Below are 18416 nucleotides of genomic sequence, written 5' to 3'. Positions count from 1 at the left end.
GGGACGGTCATATTTTTTGATAGTTTTTAGCCATGTTCATGCGCCGCGCATTATCCAGGCGTATTTTTTTAAAAGTTATAATCCAGCATCAACTTATATTCGGTGGTAATAGCATCACCGTTAGTGACCCAACTTCCATCCTGTTTTATCAACGAGCCAGTAACCTCTCCAGATACGGTGAAACGATTGGTCAAAGGATAATTAGCCGACACCTTCAGGAAGCGATTCCGGGTACTCTGGAATACTTCACCATCTTCGGGCTGTGCATTGTTTTTCTTATAATGGCCATACCCGCCACTCAACGTTGTGGATAATTTCCCCCAGTTGCGCCAAACGCCGACCGAAGTGGTCCAGCTTTTTTCATCAATATCGCCCCACTGCGCGCGATCTAAAGTGGCAGACGCAAATTGCTGGCGAAACCAGACTCCGGTGGTGTTATTGATAATATATTGAATGCCAGGTTCTATCTGGAATGAACGAACGTCACGGTCATTTTGTGACCCACCACTGCGGCGGTGATCAATTTGCTGATACAGATAATTAAAGAATGAGAGATTGTCCGTCACACGCAGATCCGTAAAAAACTTAACGCGTCCTTGCCAACGATCCTCGATTGACGAACTTCCACCCATAACATCCCAGCCATAGCGCAGACGTTTGTAGAAATATTCATGGCCGATAATCAACTGAGTCCATTGATTCTGGCTGAGGTAAGACTGATTTTCCCACGTCCCGTTATAGTTGGTGGTTCTGCCTTCAGAGAAAGCCAGATACCAACCGGGTAATGCATCGTGACGCATAACCCCTTGCACAAACGTCAGCGAATCATTCCCACTGTGGAAATGGCTGTTACGCCAGTTATTATCCTCAATGGCATATTTCATTTTAAGTTGACCATGAACGCGACCCCCAGCAGGATTGGAGGAACGAGTTGAGGTCCACATAACATCTTCATCCAGATATGACCACGGATCCACGGCAACGACCTTTCCCGACGAATCCTTCATGATGCTCATGCTCGCATTCGCCAGCGCTGGAAAAAGAAGAACAAAAATAACAGACAGGGCATGATGTTTTTTCATAATAATATCCCGTTAAATCATTTCTTTTATTTTCAACGTCGCGTGAAAATTATCGTTTTGAGGAAGGCTAATACTCCACGGCTTATCCTGCATGGAATACATCCGGGTACTAAATGCCGCTTTATTGTTTATATAAAAGACGGCAATTGAGTCTTGAATAAGTACGCGTAACTCAATTTTTTCTCCGAGCGGAACATCTACCCAGGATTCCGCGTTAGCCTGGTGAATCGACGCGAGCGGCGCGTTGAAAAAATAGACTTTTCCCTTGCTCTTATTGAACACAACGTTAAGCATCGCCTCACTTACTCTGTCGCCACTCAGACCAAAGCTCATCACCATTCCGGCAGAAGGAACCTCTATAGTTGCGCTCAACTCACCTCGTTTAGGCAGGGCTGGATACAGGGCCGACTGTAAGGGGCCGAACGGCGTTGCCGTTTTAAGCGTTTTATGACTGGTTAAGGTAGTTACCGGACCAGGGTTATTACTGATGGCCTTCTGAAGTTCTTGAGGGAGGATGCTGTTGAGCTGCCCCTGGTCATCTGCGGTTAGCTCATGAGCAACCAGATTGCCTGCCCAGTCAATGTTGCCACTGTCCTGGTGGCCTGCTTTGGTCGGGATCCACCCAAAAACAAACAGGCGATCGTCTTTGAGTACCAGTTTACCCGCGTAAAAACCCGAGCCATCGACCACATAATTGTCCATTTTTCGCCATGGCCCATCTGGATTGTCCGCAACCCGATACTGTGTCAGGCGTAACGGCCATTGGTCGCTAAAGCTGAGATACCAGTGTCCGTTGAAGTGAATGAGTGTCGGGCATTCGAGGTTGGCATTACTGGTGATAGTGTCGTTATCAAAAAACACGCCGCGGTCTTCCCAGTTCTTTAGATCCGTTGAACTGTACCGGGCAATAACTCCACGACCATTACTGCGAGTGGTAATTAACATCCAGTATTCTTTCTTTTCCTCAACCCAAACGACATGTGGGTCCCGGAAGTCATTACCCCGATAATTACCGCCAGGTAAAATAGTGTCCTGCGGATGTTTCACCCAATTAAGGCGGTCTTTACTGGTCGCGTGCATAATAGACTCAACCGGGAATACATTTTCATTGTGTGCGGTGTACCAGGCATGCCAGGTATCACCGACTTTAATAATAGAACCGGTTCCTATTAGCAGTTCAGGATCGTCAACGTCGTTAACATAGGGGATCACTTCCGAGTGATTCTGATAATCATACAAATTGGTACTCGACAGCAGGTGAATGGCGTGTACTCCCAAATCGCTGCCGCCACGAACATCATTAAGATAATAAATATCAAATTCGCCATTGTTAAATACAGGCATCGGGTCGCCAACAAATGAACCCTCCACTCGTGGGAAAAATCCATTAATATGGCTAATACTTTTATTCTTTACTGTCTCTTTAGAAGGCTGAGACCAGGCCGGAGTATTTCCAAGCGAAAACGCGAGCAGAGCGACAAATGCCGCAAACGTTAATTTTTTCATGCTACACCTGAATGTCAGAAGTTATAATTCACGCCAACCACAGTAAAGGGATTCCATGAGTGACCGGTCGATGTCCAAAGTCCAGTCTCTTTCGTAAATTGCGCTTTGAATTCACCGTATAATCGCACTTCACCAAATACCGGATAGCTAACGGTGCCGCCAACAAATTTATACCGGCCGTCATAGAAAACTTCACTGGTATTACTGGCGTTATATACTTTGTCCTGTCCGAACCCAACATACAGGGAGGTTAATAAAGGATACCAGTTTCGCCAAAGCCCAGCCGTGACTTTCCATTCTTCTTCTAAGATGTCGCCCCAGCTTTGACGCTCCTGACGGTTATAGTAATAATATGGCCGCAAATACAGACCGAGGTCCGGATTCAGACGGTACTGAATGGCAGGCTCAATTTCGAAAATGTACTGATTAAGATCGCCATTCCCCGGCTCATTTCCCTGAGGCTGATATTCACCATAAGCATATCCGGCCAGGCTCCATTTGTTGGTCAGGCGAAGGTCCTGCCAGACTTTGAACCTGCTTTTCCAGCGTTTTGTTGCAGTTTCGGAACCGACCATGACTTCCGTACCGATATTACCTCGCCAGGTCTCAAATATATGACCCACAAAAAACTCATTGATGGTATTGGTCCCTTGGTAATCCTGATTACTGAATTGTCCTTTATAACTGTCTTCCCTGGCATTCCAGAAACCGAAATACCAGTTAGGTATTTCATCGTGCCTTAAAAATGCCTGAATGGTGGCGAGTTTGAACTTACCGCCGTTTTTCTTATTATCACTCCAGCGAACATCATCAATTTCTATCTGAGAACCAATGTTTCCATGCAGGCCGCCGACTTCCATATTACGACCGATACTGTTCCAGTGAACCGGCGGATCTTCTTGCCTTAAACGCAACAAACTGACGTCTGCCGGGCTATCCACTTTATTATTCTTTTTCACTTCATTTTTTTCACCTGCAACAACAAGTGACGATGACGCACTGAGGGACGATGGTTCATTTCCTTTATTCGTGGGAGATGCACTCGTTCCTTCGGTGTTAGATTCATCCTGAAAATAGCTTTGATAGCTTCCTGAATAGCTTACGGGCTGTTCTGTAGATTCTTCAGCAATAGCAGGAAATGCCGCTAATGTCACCATTAATGCCAGCGTCTGTTTTCCTGGAACGAATATGCTTTTATCTATCGAGTTAATGCGATCTTGAGGTGTTAATATTTGATCCATTGTTCTCTCTCACTATCCCAGACAATAACATGCCAGCCAGAGACTGGCAGAAATAAAATACGCACAATGTAAGAAACAGGTCGCAACTGAGAATTATTTATCCAAAGACCAGTATCCGGCATCGAGTAATGAGGCAACACCCTGATTGGCAAACAGTGAAATATCGCGCTGGCCTGGCTGCGGATAAATTCGGCTGCTTAAGCAAGCGTCACCATCGTTAACAAATACTTCTACTGATGAGCGATCAATAAAAATTCGCAGTGACAGAACGTTGTCTGCTGGCAGCGGAATACTGCGAACACCTTCCAGCAAATATTCTGGATAACGACGCTCCACCATCAGACGTCCGGCCTGATCGTCGACGTAAATTCTCAGTCCGTCGCCCAACGCAATACCAAATTGTTCAGCCGTAGACGCGCTCAGATCCCATGCCAGCTGCACTTCGACCGCTTCGGCATCTGCCGCGATAAGGACTTTCTTATTATTCAGGCTGCGGACGGGCGCTGGATAATAGCTGCCACGCAGCGCAGTGACTTCCTCAGCAGGTTTCATCCTCACACGTTGGCCATCGGCAAGGCTTAATTCGCGCGGAAGCGAGAGCATACCGGCCCAGCCATCCTGCTGTTCGGGCATCGATGATTCCCACATATCCAACCACCCGATGACGATGCGTCGGCCATCCGGGGTCAAGAAACTCTGCGGTGCATAAAAGTCGTGACCGTGGTCCAACTCAATAAATTGTCCATTGTGGGTGAACGGTTGGCCTGGCTGCCAGTCCCCGAGTAAATAGCCACTCTGGAACAGGTTGCGATTGTGATACCCTTCCGCCGCCATACCCTGTGGCGAGAACATCAGGACGCGCTTCCCTCCCAGGGTGAAGAAATCCGGGCATTCCCACATAAAGCCCATGCCTTCATCGGCCTCGGCGAAAATTCCTTCGTCATGCCATTCGCGAAGAGTAGTGGAACGGTACAGACGCACCTGCCCAGTATTTTCCACGCGTGAACCGACAACCATGTACCAGAACTCACCTTCGCGCCACACCTTTGGATCGCGAAAATGATGCAGTCCGGGCGGCGTATCAATCACCCTGTCATGCCGTTCAAAATGGATGCCGTCACGACTGGTCGCCAGACATTGCACCTGGTAAAGGTTGTCGTCTGTGTCCGCCGGGCCGTGAAATTTATGTCCGGTATAAATCAGCGCCAGCGTATCGCCGTCCACCACGGCGGATCCGGAGAAACAGCCGTCTTTGTCCGCCGGGCCCTCTGGCGCGAGCGCGACAGGCAGATGTTCCCAATGCACCATATCTTTACTTCGGGCGTGCCCCCAGTGCATCGGGCCCCATTGAGTGGAATAGGGGTGATGTTGATAAAATGCGTGATACCAGCCGTCAAACCATACCAGGCCGTTAGGATCATTCATCCAGCCTGCGCGGGCAGCAAGGTGATAGCGCGGATACCAGCGCGGATTAATCCCGGATTGTGCTTTTTCAAGCACCTGTTCAGCCTGTTCTAATAAGGATGTCATCGTCTTTACTCTCAGTGCATTACACAGCGTTTTGCTGCAGAAAAGATGGCTCAGATGAGGATTTATTTGAGCGCAAAAGGAAAATGGAAATGAACGTGGTGCTGAACACCATGATGCCCATGATCAGATAGGATTGGGCGAAGCCAAATTTCTCATAGCTAAAGCCTGCCAGCGGGGATAATACGGTGCCAATAATTGAGCTGGTGCAGGCGAATCCCACCAGATAAATCGTGGAGGAGAGACGTTTGTCGAAATTCAGACTGTTGTATTTAAATATAGCGACGAGCAATATTGGTAATTCGACAGCATGAAGCAGTTTGGTAATGGAGATGAGCAATGGCCCTTCCACCAGCCCGGACGCGATCATGCGCAGTGCCATCACCATTCCTGCGAATATCAGGCCATTTTTAGCGCCAATGCGATTAACCAGCCAGGGCGCGCAAAACATACCCGCAGCCTCAAGGAAAACCTGGAAAGAGTTTAAATAGCCAAACATCTCGTTCCCTTCTCTTAATGTCGGGAACTGTGAAGAGAAATAAACCGGGAATTGCTGATCGTAGACACCGTAAATACAGGTTCCGACCACGAAGAATATCAGTGCCCAGAAGCGCGGCAGAGTGAGCAGACGCAGAGCGTCTTCCAGAGAGATTTTTTTAGTCCCTATTTCGAGTTTCTCCATGCTTGCCGGCGCGGCAACTTTTAAGCGGGCCAGCAAACAGAAAAAGATTAACCCTGAACACGAGGCCACCAGGAAGTTAAGGTCAGGGTTGATATTAAACAGTAGCCCGGCAAAGAACGTGGCGACAGCCCAACCCAGAGATCCCCACATGCGTGCCCGTCCAAATTCAAAGGTACTCTGACGTGCTACGCGCTCGGTATAGGACTCCAGAACGCCGATACCGCCATTAAACGTCAACCCGAGGAATAAGCCGCCAAATACACTACCCAGCAAAATATGAATACTCAGCAAATAGCTAAATAACAGATAAGCAGGGCCGGAGAGGATCAGCAATGCCGTGATAAACCATAACAAATGCTTACGCAGACCAAGCCGGTCCTGGATAAAACCGTAACAAACCTGAGCGAAGAGCGCGGAGACGGATAAAACGGAATAGATAATGCCGGTTTCCGACGCTTTTAACCCTACTCGCTGATGAAGCCAGATCGAAAGAAGTGAACTTGATGAGGACCAGGTCACAAAGAAAAAGAACAGCAGAGCGCTGAGCAACAGGTAGCTTTGAGAAGGCCTTTTTTTCATCTACGTAATCTCACAAGAATGATATGCCAGAATGGTAACGTTAACATTTTTAGCATACACTCGATTTTGACTTAATAGTCGATGTTAATCACATAAGTTAACGTTAACATTTATGTGTTGAGATCAAGTTCAAATTTTTTATTGTGACTTGCCTAATCTCAGGTTCCGGTGCCTAAAATAGGACATTCGCATTTGCTCACAACACTTTGCCTGGTCGAATGTATTCAGATAATGGAAAACTATGGCGTCTTTAAAAGATGTGGCCAAACTGGCCAATGTATCGCTAATGACTGTTTCACGGGTACTGAATGACCCGAAACGCGTAAAGCCTGAAACCCTGTCCCGCGTGCAGGAGGCTATCTTACAGTTAAACTATGTTCCGGACCTCTCTGCCCGGCAGGTACGCCGTGTAGGCTCCATGAATAAAACGATTGGCGTGCTAGCGCTGGATACCGTCACCACTCCTTTTTCCGTCGACATTACGCTCTCTATCGAGGAAACCGCGCGCGCGTATGGCTGGAATAGCTTCGTGGTTAACCTGTTTACCGATGATAACCCTGACGATATTGTCGATCTGCTCCTCGCCCACCGACCTGGGGGGATAATTTTCACCACCATGGGGCTGCGAGAAGTGAACATCCCTGCCCGGTTACTGGAACACCCTTGCGTACTGGCCAATTGCGAGAACAACGGAGAACCGGTTGCCAGCTATATACCTGACGATGAACAAGGCCAGTATACCGCTGTGCAGGCACTGTTAGCGGCGGGATACAGTCGCCCCCTTTGCCTGCATTTACCTGTTAACCATCTGGCGACGCTTCGCCGCCGTCGGGGGCTAGATCGCGCATGCCATGAAGCCAATATCAATCCTGATACGCTTGAGCACTGCTACATGCAGTACGGCGATGAGCACTACCGTGATATTCCCGATATGTTGCTAGCGCATATCGACCAGGGGAAGCCGCGATTTGACTCTGTCATCTGTGGTAATGACCGTATTGCATTTATGGTATATCAGACGCTGTTGACCCAAGGGATCCGGATTCCACAGGATATTGCCGTGATTGGCTACGATAATCTCGTCGGGATCGGTAATTTGTTTTTACCCGGGCTATCCACGGTACAGTTACCGCATTATGAGATTGGTCGCTTAAGTACATTGCATATTATCAATGGCGACAACCACCGGGAGAAAGTGCTGGTTGAGAGTCCCTGGCTCATGCGCGAATCATTTTGAAAAAGTGACTCCGCCATTTTTAACACCATGACCCACCAGGCTAGCATCTTAAATGGATATTTTGCGTCCATTTAAGATGCGGGCTACATGGTTATTTAGTTGATTGTTAGTATGGCTTTGATGCCTGACTGGCGTGTTTAATGTTATCAATAAACGCCAATTTTTCTTTTGGTTGAACGTTCCACAAATCAATAGCTGAAATGACCAATCACACCTGGTTTACTATAGCCACAGATTTTCGATCCTCAATCTCTCTGGCAACGCGGCATTGAGGGCTGCGATAAGATGAGCGGGAAATGAAAATTTCCGATTCAATGATTTACGACATACCTGTGTAAGTATACCCGTTTTAGTTCCAAGCAACTTTTTGAGATTACTGGGTTTTCGGCCATCAGCCTGTACTCTTCCGGCGTCATTTTATGATGGGATTAATGAGACCACTCGCTGTTTTATTCAGCCAGTAAGTGCTCTGTGATTTCCCGTGCTTCATTAAGTGTTCTGAACAGATAAATTCCAGTATTTTTGTCCATTACGTCCGGTTAAACCGTTCTATAAAGGCATTCTGCGTCGGCTTACCCAGTGTAATAAACCCCAGTATCACCGCATACTCTAGCCATCGAGCAAGAACCTGTGAGAGTAATTCTGGTCCATTATACATCCGCAACTTCAGCAGATAACCACGGTTTGCCACTATCCTGTCTAGCACTCTGACTAACGTTTTTATTTCTACTTTCACGAACACGGCGATATTAACTATATGTTGCATACAACAGACAAAGATGCCTGACACTTAGAACTTTTCTAATAAAGTTCACGCGGCTTCATGCTGCGTAATTTTAACCTTTCGTCAAAGAAATCAGCACTCGATCAAATTTTGAATTTTTTTTCTTAATTATTGACATGACGTCCAGGCCTTATGGTACGAGGACTTGGCCTTTTTTACGCTTTGACAACCTCAATTTAACGTCAAAATCAACTCTTGTACTGAAAAGAATCTTTACTAGAATACTCAGCATGTAGTGCAAGCTTTTAATTCAAGCACTACATATTGTATTCATGCCTAGATTATATGCATAAAAAAACCGGGCGCACTTATGTGAACCCGGTCTATGAAGCACGACCACCATGAGTCTGCAAACTCATAACGATTGTTAGCCTCGACATCATTCTTGACGGTCTGATTGTGCCCGGCTTGGTTGGTTGTGTAAACCTTAAGTTAATACAGAAAAGGTATAACCAATGCTTATTCAGAAGAAACGGGTTAGAAACATTGATAACTACATTGCTCCTTTTGATAGTAGAAGTGTTTTTATCGCTCATCCATTACCGAGCCAGCAAAAAAGTGAATTGATCGGGTTCACCTCCAGTCAGTCACCTGGAGAAGAAGTTCTTCCTCACATCGTTGGTGCAATAACTCGCTTCAACGCCAACGGGAAATCAGTGCCAGACAAAACTTTGCCTAAAGAAACGGCTTATCGACAGGTATCATGGACCTGGAAAAAATGGGTTGGTAGAGGCGAGACTGAAGAGGTCACTGAAACTCGAGAAATGGAGTATCAACGTTACCAGAGAATTTTCACTCCCCCACCAAGTATCGAGTTGAAAATTGTTGAGAACTTGAATGGTCAAAAGTTAGTGATTTCACCTAAGTTGACTTTGACAGAAGAAAACAAAGATCTTGTAACACATTGCGTTAACTTGTTTTTAGAGTTATTTGGTCTTTGCGAAGTTGTTGACGAGGATCTCAACACTATCGTTACGACACAATCTATAAAACTAAACTGGAGTCTCCTCCCTCAAGGGCAATATCCTTGGACCACAATTGGTTCGCAAATAATGTCCGCTATCAAACCCAGAGGAAAAGGAAATGCTGCTGTTGTAGAGGGTAGACTTGAACTCATTAACAGTAAGCAACCTGATTTTGTCGCTGTCGGAAGAGCTGGTTTCCAAGGATATGTAATCTTTGGATTCGGTAATCACAATACTTACGTATTGGAAAGCTCGCAATGTAACAACGCAACCTATATTTTTAACAACAATTGGCAACAATTATCCCAGCTAACTAAAGCTGAGATCTTAGATGGAAATTTGCACCGCGCCAGAGTAATTCATCGAAGAAACTGGGCTGCTGAAATCCTCAGATACTTACCTTAACAGCCATGAGTGCGGGAGCTATGTCTCCCGCACTTTTCCTAATGATATCCATGTAACTTCAGACAATAGAAACCATAAAGCCCCGTTAGTGGTACAAGCAACAAGCGGAGCGTAGCGACTTCATCAGATTGTCAGAAGGTTCACACCTTATCAGGATGCTCGTGTACCTTTCGGAGAGTGAGCGAAGCGCTGGCAGAGCCTGCATGTCGTGTGCAGGTCAACCACTATTCACCTGTTTACGTGGCTCATGAGGCCACACATCGGGCTTAAATGCGTGTGATCAACCTGTTTCGGGATGGTTTAGAGACGTTGGCAGCGTCATCAGCTTCGAGTTGATAGCGGTTCGTGGGGACTGTTATCCGGTTCGATAATCAGCAGGTTACAAACCTGCGATAAAGATTAGCGAATGAACCAATGGTTCACTGAGCATCGGCCCCGTTCACGCTTTGTACCTGTTCGAGCTTTACAACTACAGGCCGCTACGTGCCAACATCCCTGAATAGCCACTATTAACCATAGCGGCAACTGTTGGTCATAGAATCCCTTAAAAAAAGATCGTAGCTTGAGAGCGAAAAACTCTGGAACTTATTTTTTTAATGGGATTTTTGTGTTGGTGCGATAATAGGAGTAAAATGCGTTATTCATGCTATTGATTTTTATATCAATAACTGCATTTCATCTTTTATATACCCCCAAAAGTACCCCCATTATTCTAATTGTCTCGCTCACGGGAAATCAACCTGACTTTAGACTATCGTGAAATCCATATGTCATCATATGGGAACACATTTGCAAATAGTAACAAATAGGCACTATATCCATTTGTATTATTACTGCCTTAACTATTAGCTCTATTGAAAAGAGCAACGTTAATAAAAACATAAGCAATAGTGATGTTCGAGGCAAAATAATATGAAAAGAATTGACATTTTCAATCAAATCAATAAATTGCTATATAAATTAGATTAATATACTTTCATTTTTCTGGTTAGACTACATGACAAGCAATACAGCAAGAACCATACTTATGGAAATGGTTGACACTAAAATAACCACCATCAAAGCTAAATGCAGAAGAAATAAGCGTTTTTTCCAATTTTTTACAGCTGGCTCTATCATTTTAAGTGCATCGATTACCGTTATAGTTGGTTTAGAATGGCCTAATCATGCTGCTGTTCAAAAGAACATTGCTCTTATAATGGGTGTTTCATTAACTCTCATTAATGGTTGGGTAGCTATTTTTGATTTTAAAAAACTCTGGATGAGACAAAAAAATACACTTTTCGGTTTATATCTTATAGAAAACGAATTAAAAATCCTCACTGATAGTGATGAAGATAAGTTGAGAGTTAAAGAACTTTTCCAAGCTTATCAGGCGGTTTGGGAAAAAGACGGCAGTGAGTGGGCAAATATTTTCAGTTCCGACATTGATTCATCGAAAATAACACCAAACATCAAAGAGTTGCAATCATGAACTTCGTGCATTTAAAAGTAGATAAAATAGCTATTCATCAGATCTTTCCAAGAGGAGAGGATGGGAAGGAAGTCTTACCGGGCAAAGGCACGGAGTTAATCAATTTTGATGAAGATGCTTTGAGCGATTTTAAACAAAGAATTTATAACTCTCTTGGACATGATTCTTCTGCTGTAGAAATGGTGATAACAAACGAAAAGACAGAAAGCACTCCGTTTTACGTAAACATTCTACATGGTTGTAGTGATGCGGAATTTATAAATAACAGTTATGAAATTGCTAAAAATTTATCACAAGCACAAACACGTAGAGGCATGTCCGGAGGTATACTTGTTGTTTTCAGCGCCACTTATCAATATAACAAGCTTCCTTTTGTGGGCATCATCAAAGCTGACTTATACAGTGGATACGAGAAATGGCAAGATAAAAAAACAGGCATTATTTCTTTAAAGCATGTGAAAGAGCTACTACTTACACCTTCTACCAAGCTTTATAAGTCTGCCGGATTTTTTAAACATGAAAATGCGAAAAATGTTAGCACCTTAAGTGAACAATGGGCCGTACATATTTCTGATTATCAAATTGATAAATCTGATGGTAAAGCTGCTGCTCAGTATTTTTATCAAACTTTCCTCGGTTGTGATTACCCAGCAACCAGTGCCAGAACAACAAAACGCTATTTTGAAATAGCATGTGATTTTATAAATCATATGGATATTGATGAAGAAGAGCGAACCCACTTACATAACGTCTTATACGCAGACTTAAAAGCAGGGAAATCACAAAAAGTTGATCCTATGGCATTTGCTGGCTCATATATGTCAACAGCGGATGTAGATAATTTTAGGAACTTTTTGGATGATTATGACTTTCCGGTTGGTCCATTCATAAAAGATACGCAGTATATATCTAGTAAATTAAAGAATAGACGTTTAAAATTTAGTAAAAACATTCGAATCAGCGCACCATCAGAAATCTTTGAAGAGTTTGTTTCTATTGAAACTGTAGAAGGTGATGCAGGTCAAGATGGTTATAGACCAACTTGGACAAAAATTCTTGTTAAAGACAGGATAGTAGATCAATAATGACTGAGACTGAATTCCTCAAGCAATGGCATTCCGAGAAGGCGATGTATGGCGCTTGGGGGCAGTTTATTGTTAATTCGATATCAGATGCGCTTACTAAATCTCTTAAGGTAGATCTTAATAGTTATCTTAAAATACCAGTAAATCACAGAGTTAAGGATGATGGGTCTTTAGTCGATAAAGCCTTATATCGGAATAAGGCATACAAAAATCCTTATAGTGATATTGAAGATAAGGTAGGTGTTCGCTTTGTCGTAATGCTCCAAACTGATGTTGAAAAAGTATGTGAGGTTATTAAACAAGTTGCGGCTCAAGAAGGTTGGGATGCTACGCAGTGTAGAAACTATAATGAGGAGCGTAGAGAATCGCCAATGCTCTTCACCTATCAATCCCATCATTTTATCATCCGAAATAGTAGAGCATTTACACATGCAGGTATTCTCATTCATGAAAATACCCCTTGTGAGGTTCAGGTAAGATCTCTTCTTCAGCATGCATATGCTGAATTAACCCATGATGCTATCTACAAGAAAAAAACAATTATAGAACCTGATGTTGTTCGTACTGTTGCTAAAACAATGGCTTTTATCGAAACAGCAGATGAATTTTTTCAAAAGGTTGTGGATAGAACAGAGTCGGAAAATATTCTCAAAAACGAGTCATTTCTGGATACTCTCTTTGAGAAGATTACAGGTATACAACCTATAAAACAAAACTCATCTGTTATTATATATGATACCTTTGAGTATATTATTAATGATGACTTTGAAGAGGAGATCATTAAATTTATTGGAAAAAATCCCGAACTTGGTGAAACCATAAAGGAAAAAATGGCCACCAATAAATTTTATCAACAGAGCGTTGTTTTATTTGTTTATTGGTTAATTCGGAGGAGAAAAAGCACCCTTGAATCTGAATGGCCATTACCATGGGGAATAGTTAGTGATATGGCAATGGATATTGGCGTAGCGCTTAGTAGAATGACTTAATTGCGTCAATGAATACTAAAGACGCATATATGTTTTTAACGCAAATCCATTATTTTCATCGTAGCTTAAAACCACGGGGATTTAAATTCCGTTCGTCTTCCTGCTGCGTTATTGTTTGTTTTTGTGTTTGTGCTTTCTTGAAATTTTCTTTTAACTTCGATTTAAATCTATTTTCATAACCAAACATATATGATGGTTTTTCCTTTATTTCTTCTTTGACGAGTTTTTCTTTGTTTTTTGGCTGAATAACTGTTTTATTTATACCTAACCTTTCTCTTATCTCTTCGATCTTAGTTGCTCTACTATTGAAACTGCTACGGCCTTTGAGTCTAAATTGATTGGTGGCTGCGTTTGCTGTTTCTGCGTGATCAAGTATCCTACAGATAGAACTGCCGCTAAATGTATTGCTCCCACGATTAAAGCTACTTTTATTATAAGTTTTGATTGGTTCTTTATGGTATTGTTTTTTAACTCTGTTGAGTATTTGTGCAGCTTTTTGTGTTGTTCTTCTAACTTTATGGCTTGCTGGTCTATTATATTTTTCGCTGAGTTTAAAGCGGTTGTTGTTGCTTCTAATGAGTTGTTCACTCTGGTTAGTGTCTGTTGCGTCTGATTTAATGCCGTGCTGACTGATTCCGAAAGAATCATCATTGATTCCGTCAGAGGTTCTACCGTCATTGATATTTGATTCAACAAATGATCGTCCAACACTATTTGGTTCATCATCTTTTCTTGCTGAGAAGCTCCTAATGAGTTCATCATCTCTATTTTTGTCATATTTCACCTTGTTTTTTATATTGTTCCAACTAAATTTTTTACCCAGCTGTGAGCCTTTAAAATAAATATTTTTTTCATTATTTTTGATACCAAATGACACTCCGGCGACGTTGCCAGTAGAAGCAACGTTAAAGGCCGGATCGATGCCTACGGCCTGCAGACGTTCCAAGAACGTAGACAAATCAGGCTTACCGACTAAAGCCGCTTGTAGTGCGTTCTGTAGCACTAAACGGGCTGGTTTCTCACCTGTCCTCAAGGCTTGCTCTATCTCGTTCTTGGTTGGTGCTGATACCTCTGATTTTTGACCTTTAAGCCCCTGTGTAATGGTTAAGCCGTGCTTTATCTCAAGACGTTCACAAGCTGCTATTGTGTTAAATGCTGAGTGCTGCCCAAGCCATACAGAACCGTCTAAACCTATGCGGTTGGCTACAATATGGATATGTTCTTTATCTGTATCGTTATGACACACACAAATATATTGATGCTTTTCTATATCAATATTCATTTCTTTCAAATAGTCTTTTGCTATCTCTTGCCATTGTTCATCTGTCAGCTTCTCATCTTTTGGAAGAGATAAAAACGCATGAAAAACAGGTTTTTTTATATCCTGTCTAAAGCTGCTTACAGCTTTAAACTCATCAGTTAAATCACTAACGTTATTTTTATCTGCTGACATATTGCTACAAATAAAACTGTGATCATCTTTTAATATATAATCGATTCTATTTTTAAATGATTTTCCAGTCTTAGCTACGCTTCCCTTCATATATACCCAAGATCCTTATTTATTTCTATTATCCTTCTGCTGGTTTGCTTTATATTAAAATTAAGCTTATCAACTTCATTTTTATCAAAATAGTCATTGCCATTTAACTTTTTAACAGCCTGATTTATATTGTTTCCTATGGCTGAAAGTTGTATATAGGTCTTCTGATTTACTTCCGGCATTTTTCTTTTTATAACTGGTTCAGAGTTTAAAATCTCTTTTCTAATGTAATGACCTCTTTCTAAACCAGAAGCCAGAACAAGCTCTTTTAAATATTCAAACTCTGCTTTATTTAATCTAAACTGTATAGATATATCTCTGCGTTCTTCGTGATTTAATTCTATACGTCCTCTCTTTCTATCTGTATCCATATTTTATTATCCACCTGTAAACATATAATCTCTTATAGCTTTTATATAGTCTTCATCATTTTCATCAATCAACGATTTCAGAAGGTCATTAGCTTTATTTTCTTGTATATACCTATGAGCCACAAAATAGCACAGCCTTTGTTCATCACTATTTATTTCACAAAAAGGTATATCTTTATCTTGTTCTATGTAATAAAAAAACCTTGCTAATAACTCAAACTTCATTTTTAAACTTATCTGTTTCTCTATGTCATCATCAATCATATTCTATTATTCCTCTTATATTTAATCAGTGCTTTTTTATCGATTATTTTTCTAACATCTGATATTGCTTGTTTTGCTTCGCTTGATGTGTTTGTCTTACCAATACAACTACGGATCATAAACGCACCAAGAAGAATACAAAGAAGCATCATTCCCACCGATACAATCATCATAATATTTTTTTCTCCCTGCTTAAAAATCTAAATAGTGTATTATAAGAACCTACTAATGAAATATCTTCAAACCACAATATAATATGTTCAGCTAAAGCAAATTTAGCCCTATTTGATAATTTATTGATTATCTCCACGGCTTCGTATAAATCTTTTATTTCAACATCTCTATTTGCTTCATCTCTTGCTTCACCTAAAAAATAGATACTTGCTTCAAGATAATACCTTAAGTAATCCAAGTCATAATGTTCATATTTCACAAATTCTTTTTTTGTATCCTCATCACCCAATATAGCATTAGTTAAATATTGATAATGCTCTAATAAAATCTTACCATCTATGTTATTTATAAAACCTAAGTCATCATTCATTTTAAACACTCCTATAATATAATATTAAACTGTATGGTTTACCGCCTCCCCTTTAAAGGGGAATAGGCGGAAGGGTAGATCTTTTTCAACCTTGCGAGTGAAACGAGACAAGGCAATCCGATAGGATTGGGTAAAATAGCGGATACGCTATTACACCTTGCTTCAGTTTCCGAAAAACTAAAAATAAAGCTGAACTCAACCTATATTTAAAGAAATAACCGTTCTAAAAAACTAGTCAATAGCGGATACATAAATAAATACACTGCACAACAAATAAAATGCAAATAAAGATAAGGTAAATAAAATATTGTCTTTAGGTAGCTTTGCGTAAAATTTGCAGCGAGGTCAAATAGTCAAGTAATAGATCGCGGGGTCCCGCTGACGGATTTTATGTCAGTGGGTTCCGATTTATTACTTGATGACGAAATGAAAGAAATAAACTTTAGATAGGTGATGGTTCGCACTGCGAGCCATCACCTTAGAAGGCGTGTTTTACATTCTTCTTCTAAAAACAATATTATCAGAGAATATCGCCTTGCCAGCTATAAACCCAACAGCCGCAATTATTGGTAGGCTGATAGTAGCTCCCGCCATTCCAGTGGACATTCCGATCAAGATGGAGAGTCCGAAGGACAATATAATAATCACGAAAGCATACCAGCCGGGGTAGGTTCCATACAAAACAGTCGCCATACAGCCTGTGCAGACGTGAACACCTTTCCGGCTTTCTTTTAGACAGTAGGGGCATTGAATAGTATTGTTTTCCATTTTCTAATCCTTCTTAAAGATCGCACCTTGGTAAACGACGCCATCTTTAACTTTTTCGATTTTAAAAGTCCAAGTGCCTAGATCTTTGTTTTGTGTTCTAGCGATATAAACAGGCTTTTGGCTTTCATCCCAGCCTTTAACAGTAAAAACGCCATTTCTGAACTTGATTACATCTTTCTGAATATCAAGCCTGACACCGTATTGTTGATTAACGTAGTTGCCATAAATCCCATCATCGCCACAACCTGAAAGCAGGACGGCGAGGCCTGCCACCATCATAAGTTTACGCATACCTTTTCCTTCATTGGTAAGACACAGGCCACCGCTTGGCCTGTAAACGTCCTAGAATTCAATTATTTTGATGGTTCGTCATATCGTTTGTACCGATCGAAAACCACACCATGATAGTCACCGCCTATCACAATAAAGCAATCGATCGTTTATACCAATTAAAAACCGATCGATCCAACACCATTTGATTGACAAAACCTATCAATATTTAATTATCGATCTTTTATACCGATGCTTTCTGTTTAGGATTCGGATCTTGAAGGGAGAACAGCGGGCAAAGCTCTATAGTGGGATATCTGGCGCGGGAAATATTTTAATATTTTTTGATCTAGTTTTACTCTTATTTTTATTTTTTGTACTAGTAGTACTAGAATTTTTCAGCTTAGGTTCTGGGGTTTTAGATGGCGACTTTCAGTCGTAGTAGTTTTCCGTTAGGAAAACTTAGTTTTTCTTGGAGCATTTCCCCCCCTCCCCCCATGCGAAAATAAAAATCGCTAAAGAGATAGAGAAAGGAAAAAAGAATGCTCATTGCGCTTTGATTACTCAAAAAGTATTCAAACCGTTTCCAGTCTGATACTCCCCCCCGCGACCCGCGCAAACCTTACCATGATCTTTTAAGCGCTTCTCGTTTTACTAAAGAAGCTATAACGCTTTATAAATTTTAGGTAAGGCGATTCAGGCTGACAACATCGCTCCCGGTTAACCGCTGTCTACAATAACTCGATCTTCACCATCACTTGAGGGACCTTCGTATGATCGCACCTGATACAATAGGTTTTAACGTTATTGTTTTTGAGAACTAAAATAGATTCTGGAAGTGGTATTTAAAAGACTTGTAAAAAGCTAAGGTTTAGATTTGACAAATATGAAAAGATTATTTAATACTTTATTATATTTGTAATCATGTTGTTCCTCTAACTGATTACAAGACTTAAAAAAGTCAGCGAAAACTTTTTTAGTCCTTAAAAAGTCAGATTTAATATCTGGCTTTTTTTGTATCTTTACTTTTTATAGATCTTATATTTTAATAGTCAATAGGAAGAGAGGAAATATTTCACAAAATCATTATTGATTAATGA

General features: G+C 41.6%; 16 protein-coding genes and 1 pseudogene. 5 read left to right on the top strand and 12 right to left on the bottom strand.

The window, feature by feature from the left end:
- Positions 1-68: 68 nt before the first annotated feature.
- The 5 genes from AC6EMZ_RS00085 to AC6EMZ_RS00065 form a co-directional block, all read right to left on the bottom strand.
- Positions 69-1082: an OmpG porin family protein gene (locus tag AC6EMZ_RS00085; RefSeq protein WP_498400328.1), complete on the bottom strand. Its 1014-nt coding sequence runs from the start codon at positions 1080-1082 to the stop codon at positions 69-71.
- Between the two features lie 12 nt (positions 1083-1094).
- Positions 1095-2588 (bottom strand): family 43 glycosylhydrolase, encoded by a 1494-nt coding sequence (locus AC6EMZ_RS00080; protein ID WP_498400327.1) that lies wholly within the window; start codon positions 2586-2588, stop codon positions 1095-1097.
- A gap of 14 nt (positions 2589-2602) precedes the next feature.
- Positions 2603-3829 (bottom strand): OmpG porin family protein, encoded by a 1227-nt coding sequence (locus AC6EMZ_RS00075; protein ID WP_498400326.1) that lies wholly within the window; start codon positions 3827-3829, stop codon positions 2603-2605.
- 93 nt (positions 3830-3922) lie between these two features.
- Positions 3923-5359, bottom strand: a complete 1437-nt coding sequence (locus AC6EMZ_RS00070) for a glycoside hydrolase family 32 protein (protein ID WP_498400325.1) — start codon at positions 5357-5359, stop codon at positions 3923-3925.
- Positions 5360-5378: 19 nt separating this feature from the next.
- Entirely contained in the window at positions 5379-6617 is a 1239-nt protein-coding gene (locus AC6EMZ_RS00065; RefSeq protein WP_498400324.1) for an MFS transporter, read from the bottom strand.
- Between the two features lie 241 nt (positions 6618-6858).
- Here AC6EMZ_RS00065 and AC6EMZ_RS00060 point away from each other — a divergent pair, with 241 nt between their 5' ends.
- Positions 6859-7854, top strand: coding sequence for a LacI family DNA-binding transcriptional regulator (locus AC6EMZ_RS00060; RefSeq protein ID WP_498400323.1), 996 nt, complete (start codon positions 6859-6861; stop codon positions 7852-7854).
- 311 nt (positions 7855-8165) lie between these two features.
- On the opposite strand, the pseudogene AC6EMZ_RS00055 reads toward AC6EMZ_RS00060, so the two are convergent.
- Positions 8166-8569 (bottom strand): annotated as a pseudogene (locus AC6EMZ_RS00055) (integrase core domain-containing protein); the annotation flags it as partial.
- A gap of 524 nt (positions 8570-9093) precedes the next feature.
- Here AC6EMZ_RS00055 and AC6EMZ_RS00050 point away from each other — a divergent pair.
- From AC6EMZ_RS00050 to AC6EMZ_RS00035, 4 genes are all read left to right on the top strand, one after another.
- Entirely contained in the window at positions 9094-10008 is a 915-nt protein-coding gene (locus AC6EMZ_RS00050; RefSeq protein WP_498400322.1) for a hypothetical protein, read from the top strand.
- Between the two features lie 997 nt (positions 10009-11005).
- Positions 11006-11482, top strand: a complete 477-nt coding sequence (locus AC6EMZ_RS00045; protein ID WP_080168610.1) for a DUF4231 domain-containing protein — start codon at positions 11006-11008, stop codon at positions 11480-11482.
- Complete coding sequence (locus AC6EMZ_RS00040; protein WP_498400321.1) at positions 11479-12567, top strand: nucleoid-associated protein; 1089 nt, start codon at positions 11479-11481, stop codon at positions 12565-12567. The genes AC6EMZ_RS00045 and AC6EMZ_RS00040 overlap by 4 nt, the downstream gene beginning before the upstream one ends.
- Entirely contained in the window at positions 12567-13556 is a 990-nt protein-coding gene (locus AC6EMZ_RS00035; protein WP_080168608.1) for a GTP pyrophosphokinase, read from the top strand. Before AC6EMZ_RS00040 ends, AC6EMZ_RS00035 begins: the two co-directional genes overlap by 1 nt.
- A gap of 55 nt (positions 13557-13611) precedes the next feature.
- On the opposite strand, the gene AC6EMZ_RS00030 is transcribed toward AC6EMZ_RS00035, so the two are convergent.
- The 6 genes from AC6EMZ_RS00030 to AC6EMZ_RS00005 all read right to left on the bottom strand — a co-directional run bounded on the left by AC6EMZ_RS00030 (position 13612) and on the right by AC6EMZ_RS00005 (position 17337).
- Positions 13612-15099: a relaxase/mobilization nuclease domain-containing protein gene (locus tag AC6EMZ_RS00030; RefSeq protein WP_498400320.1), complete on the bottom strand. Its 1488-nt coding sequence runs from the start codon at positions 15097-15099 to the stop codon at positions 13612-13614.
- Positions 15096-15470: a plasmid mobilization protein gene (locus AC6EMZ_RS00025; protein WP_080168606.1), complete on the bottom strand. Its 375-nt coding sequence runs from the start codon at positions 15468-15470 to the stop codon at positions 15096-15098. The genes AC6EMZ_RS00030 and AC6EMZ_RS00025 overlap by 4 nt, the downstream gene beginning before the upstream one ends.
- 6 nt (positions 15471-15476) lie before the next feature.
- Positions 15477-15734: a hypothetical protein gene (locus tag AC6EMZ_RS00020; RefSeq protein WP_097514297.1), complete on the bottom strand. Its 258-nt coding sequence runs from the start codon at positions 15732-15734 to the stop codon at positions 15477-15479.
- Positions 15735-15903: 169 nt separating this feature from the next.
- Positions 15904-16278 (bottom strand): hypothetical protein, encoded by a 375-nt coding sequence (locus AC6EMZ_RS00015; protein WP_498400319.1) that lies wholly within the window; start codon positions 16276-16278, stop codon positions 15904-15906.
- 492 nt (positions 16279-16770) lie between these two features.
- Entirely contained in the window at positions 16771-17046 is a 276-nt protein-coding gene (locus AC6EMZ_RS00010) for a hypothetical protein (protein ID WP_097514316.1), read from the bottom strand.
- A 3-nt stretch (positions 17047-17049) separates the two neighbouring features.
- The gene (locus AC6EMZ_RS00005) at positions 17050-17337 is read right to left on the bottom strand and encodes a hypothetical protein (RefSeq protein WP_097514317.1); all 288 of its coding nucleotides are present in this window, start codon (positions 17335-17337) and stop codon (positions 17050-17052) included.
- Positions 17338-18416 lie beyond the last annotated feature (1079 nt).

The organism is Enterobacter sp. SCRI0065, assembly GCF_059766475.1.
The sequence above is the reverse complement of the archived record's forward strand: the minus strand, read 5'-3'. Positions and strand labels throughout refer to the sequence as shown.

What these genes read in the sequence shown, in the direction of transcription:
- AC6EMZ_RS00085 (WP_498400328.1), bottom strand. Translation starts at nt 1,082, where the DNA reads ATGAAAAAACATCATGCCCTGTCTGTTATTTTTGTTCTTCTTTTTCCA.
- AC6EMZ_RS00080 (WP_498400327.1), bottom strand. Translation starts at nt 2,588, where the DNA reads ATGAAAAAATTAACGTTTGCGGCATTTGTCGCTCTGCTCGCGTTTTCG.
- AC6EMZ_RS00075 (WP_498400326.1), bottom strand. Translation starts at nt 3,829, where the DNA reads ATGGATCAAATATTAACACCTCAAGATCGCATTAACTCGATAGATAAA.
- AC6EMZ_RS00070 (WP_498400325.1), bottom strand. Translation starts at nt 5,359, where the DNA reads ATGACATCCTTATTAGAACAGGCTGAACAGGTGCTTGAAAAAGCACAA.
- AC6EMZ_RS00065 (WP_498400324.1), bottom strand. Translation starts at nt 6,617, where the DNA reads ATGAAAAAAAGGCCTTCTCAAAGCTACCTGTTGCTCAGCGCTCTGCTG.
- AC6EMZ_RS00060 (WP_498400323.1), top strand. Translation starts at nt 6,859, where the DNA reads ATGGCGTCTTTAAAAGATGTGGCCAAACTGGCCAATGTATCGCTAATG.
- AC6EMZ_RS00050 (WP_498400322.1), top strand. Translation starts at nt 9,094, where the DNA reads ATGCTTATTCAGAAGAAACGGGTTAGAAACATTGATAACTACATTGCT.
- AC6EMZ_RS00045 (WP_080168610.1), top strand. Translation starts at nt 11,006, where the DNA reads ATGACAAGCAATACAGCAAGAACCATACTTATGGAAATGGTTGACACT.
- AC6EMZ_RS00040 (WP_498400321.1), top strand. Translation starts at nt 11,479, where the DNA reads ATGAACTTCGTGCATTTAAAAGTAGATAAAATAGCTATTCATCAGATC.
- AC6EMZ_RS00035 (WP_080168608.1), top strand. Translation starts at nt 12,567, where the DNA reads ATGACTGAGACTGAATTCCTCAAGCAATGGCATTCCGAGAAGGCGATG.
- AC6EMZ_RS00030 (WP_498400320.1), bottom strand. Translation starts at nt 15,099, where the DNA reads ATGAAGGGAAGCGTAGCTAAGACTGGAAAATCATTTAAAAATAGAATC.
- AC6EMZ_RS00025 (WP_080168606.1), bottom strand. Translation starts at nt 15,470, where the DNA reads ATGGATACAGATAGAAAGAGAGGACGTATAGAATTAAATCACGAAGAA.
- AC6EMZ_RS00020 (WP_097514297.1), bottom strand. Translation starts at nt 15,734, where the DNA reads ATGATTGATGATGACATAGAGAAACAGATAAGTTTAAAAATGAAGTTT.
- AC6EMZ_RS00015 (WP_498400319.1), bottom strand. Translation starts at nt 16,278, where the DNA reads ATGAATGATGACTTAGGTTTTATAAATAACATAGATGGTAAGATTTTA.
- AC6EMZ_RS00010 (WP_097514316.1), bottom strand. Translation starts at nt 17,046, where the DNA reads ATGGAAAACAATACTATTCAATGCCCCTACTGTCTAAAAGAAAGCCGG.
- AC6EMZ_RS00005 (WP_097514317.1), bottom strand. Translation starts at nt 17,337, where the DNA reads ATGCGTAAACTTATGATGGTGGCAGGCCTCGCCGTCCTGCTTTCAGGT.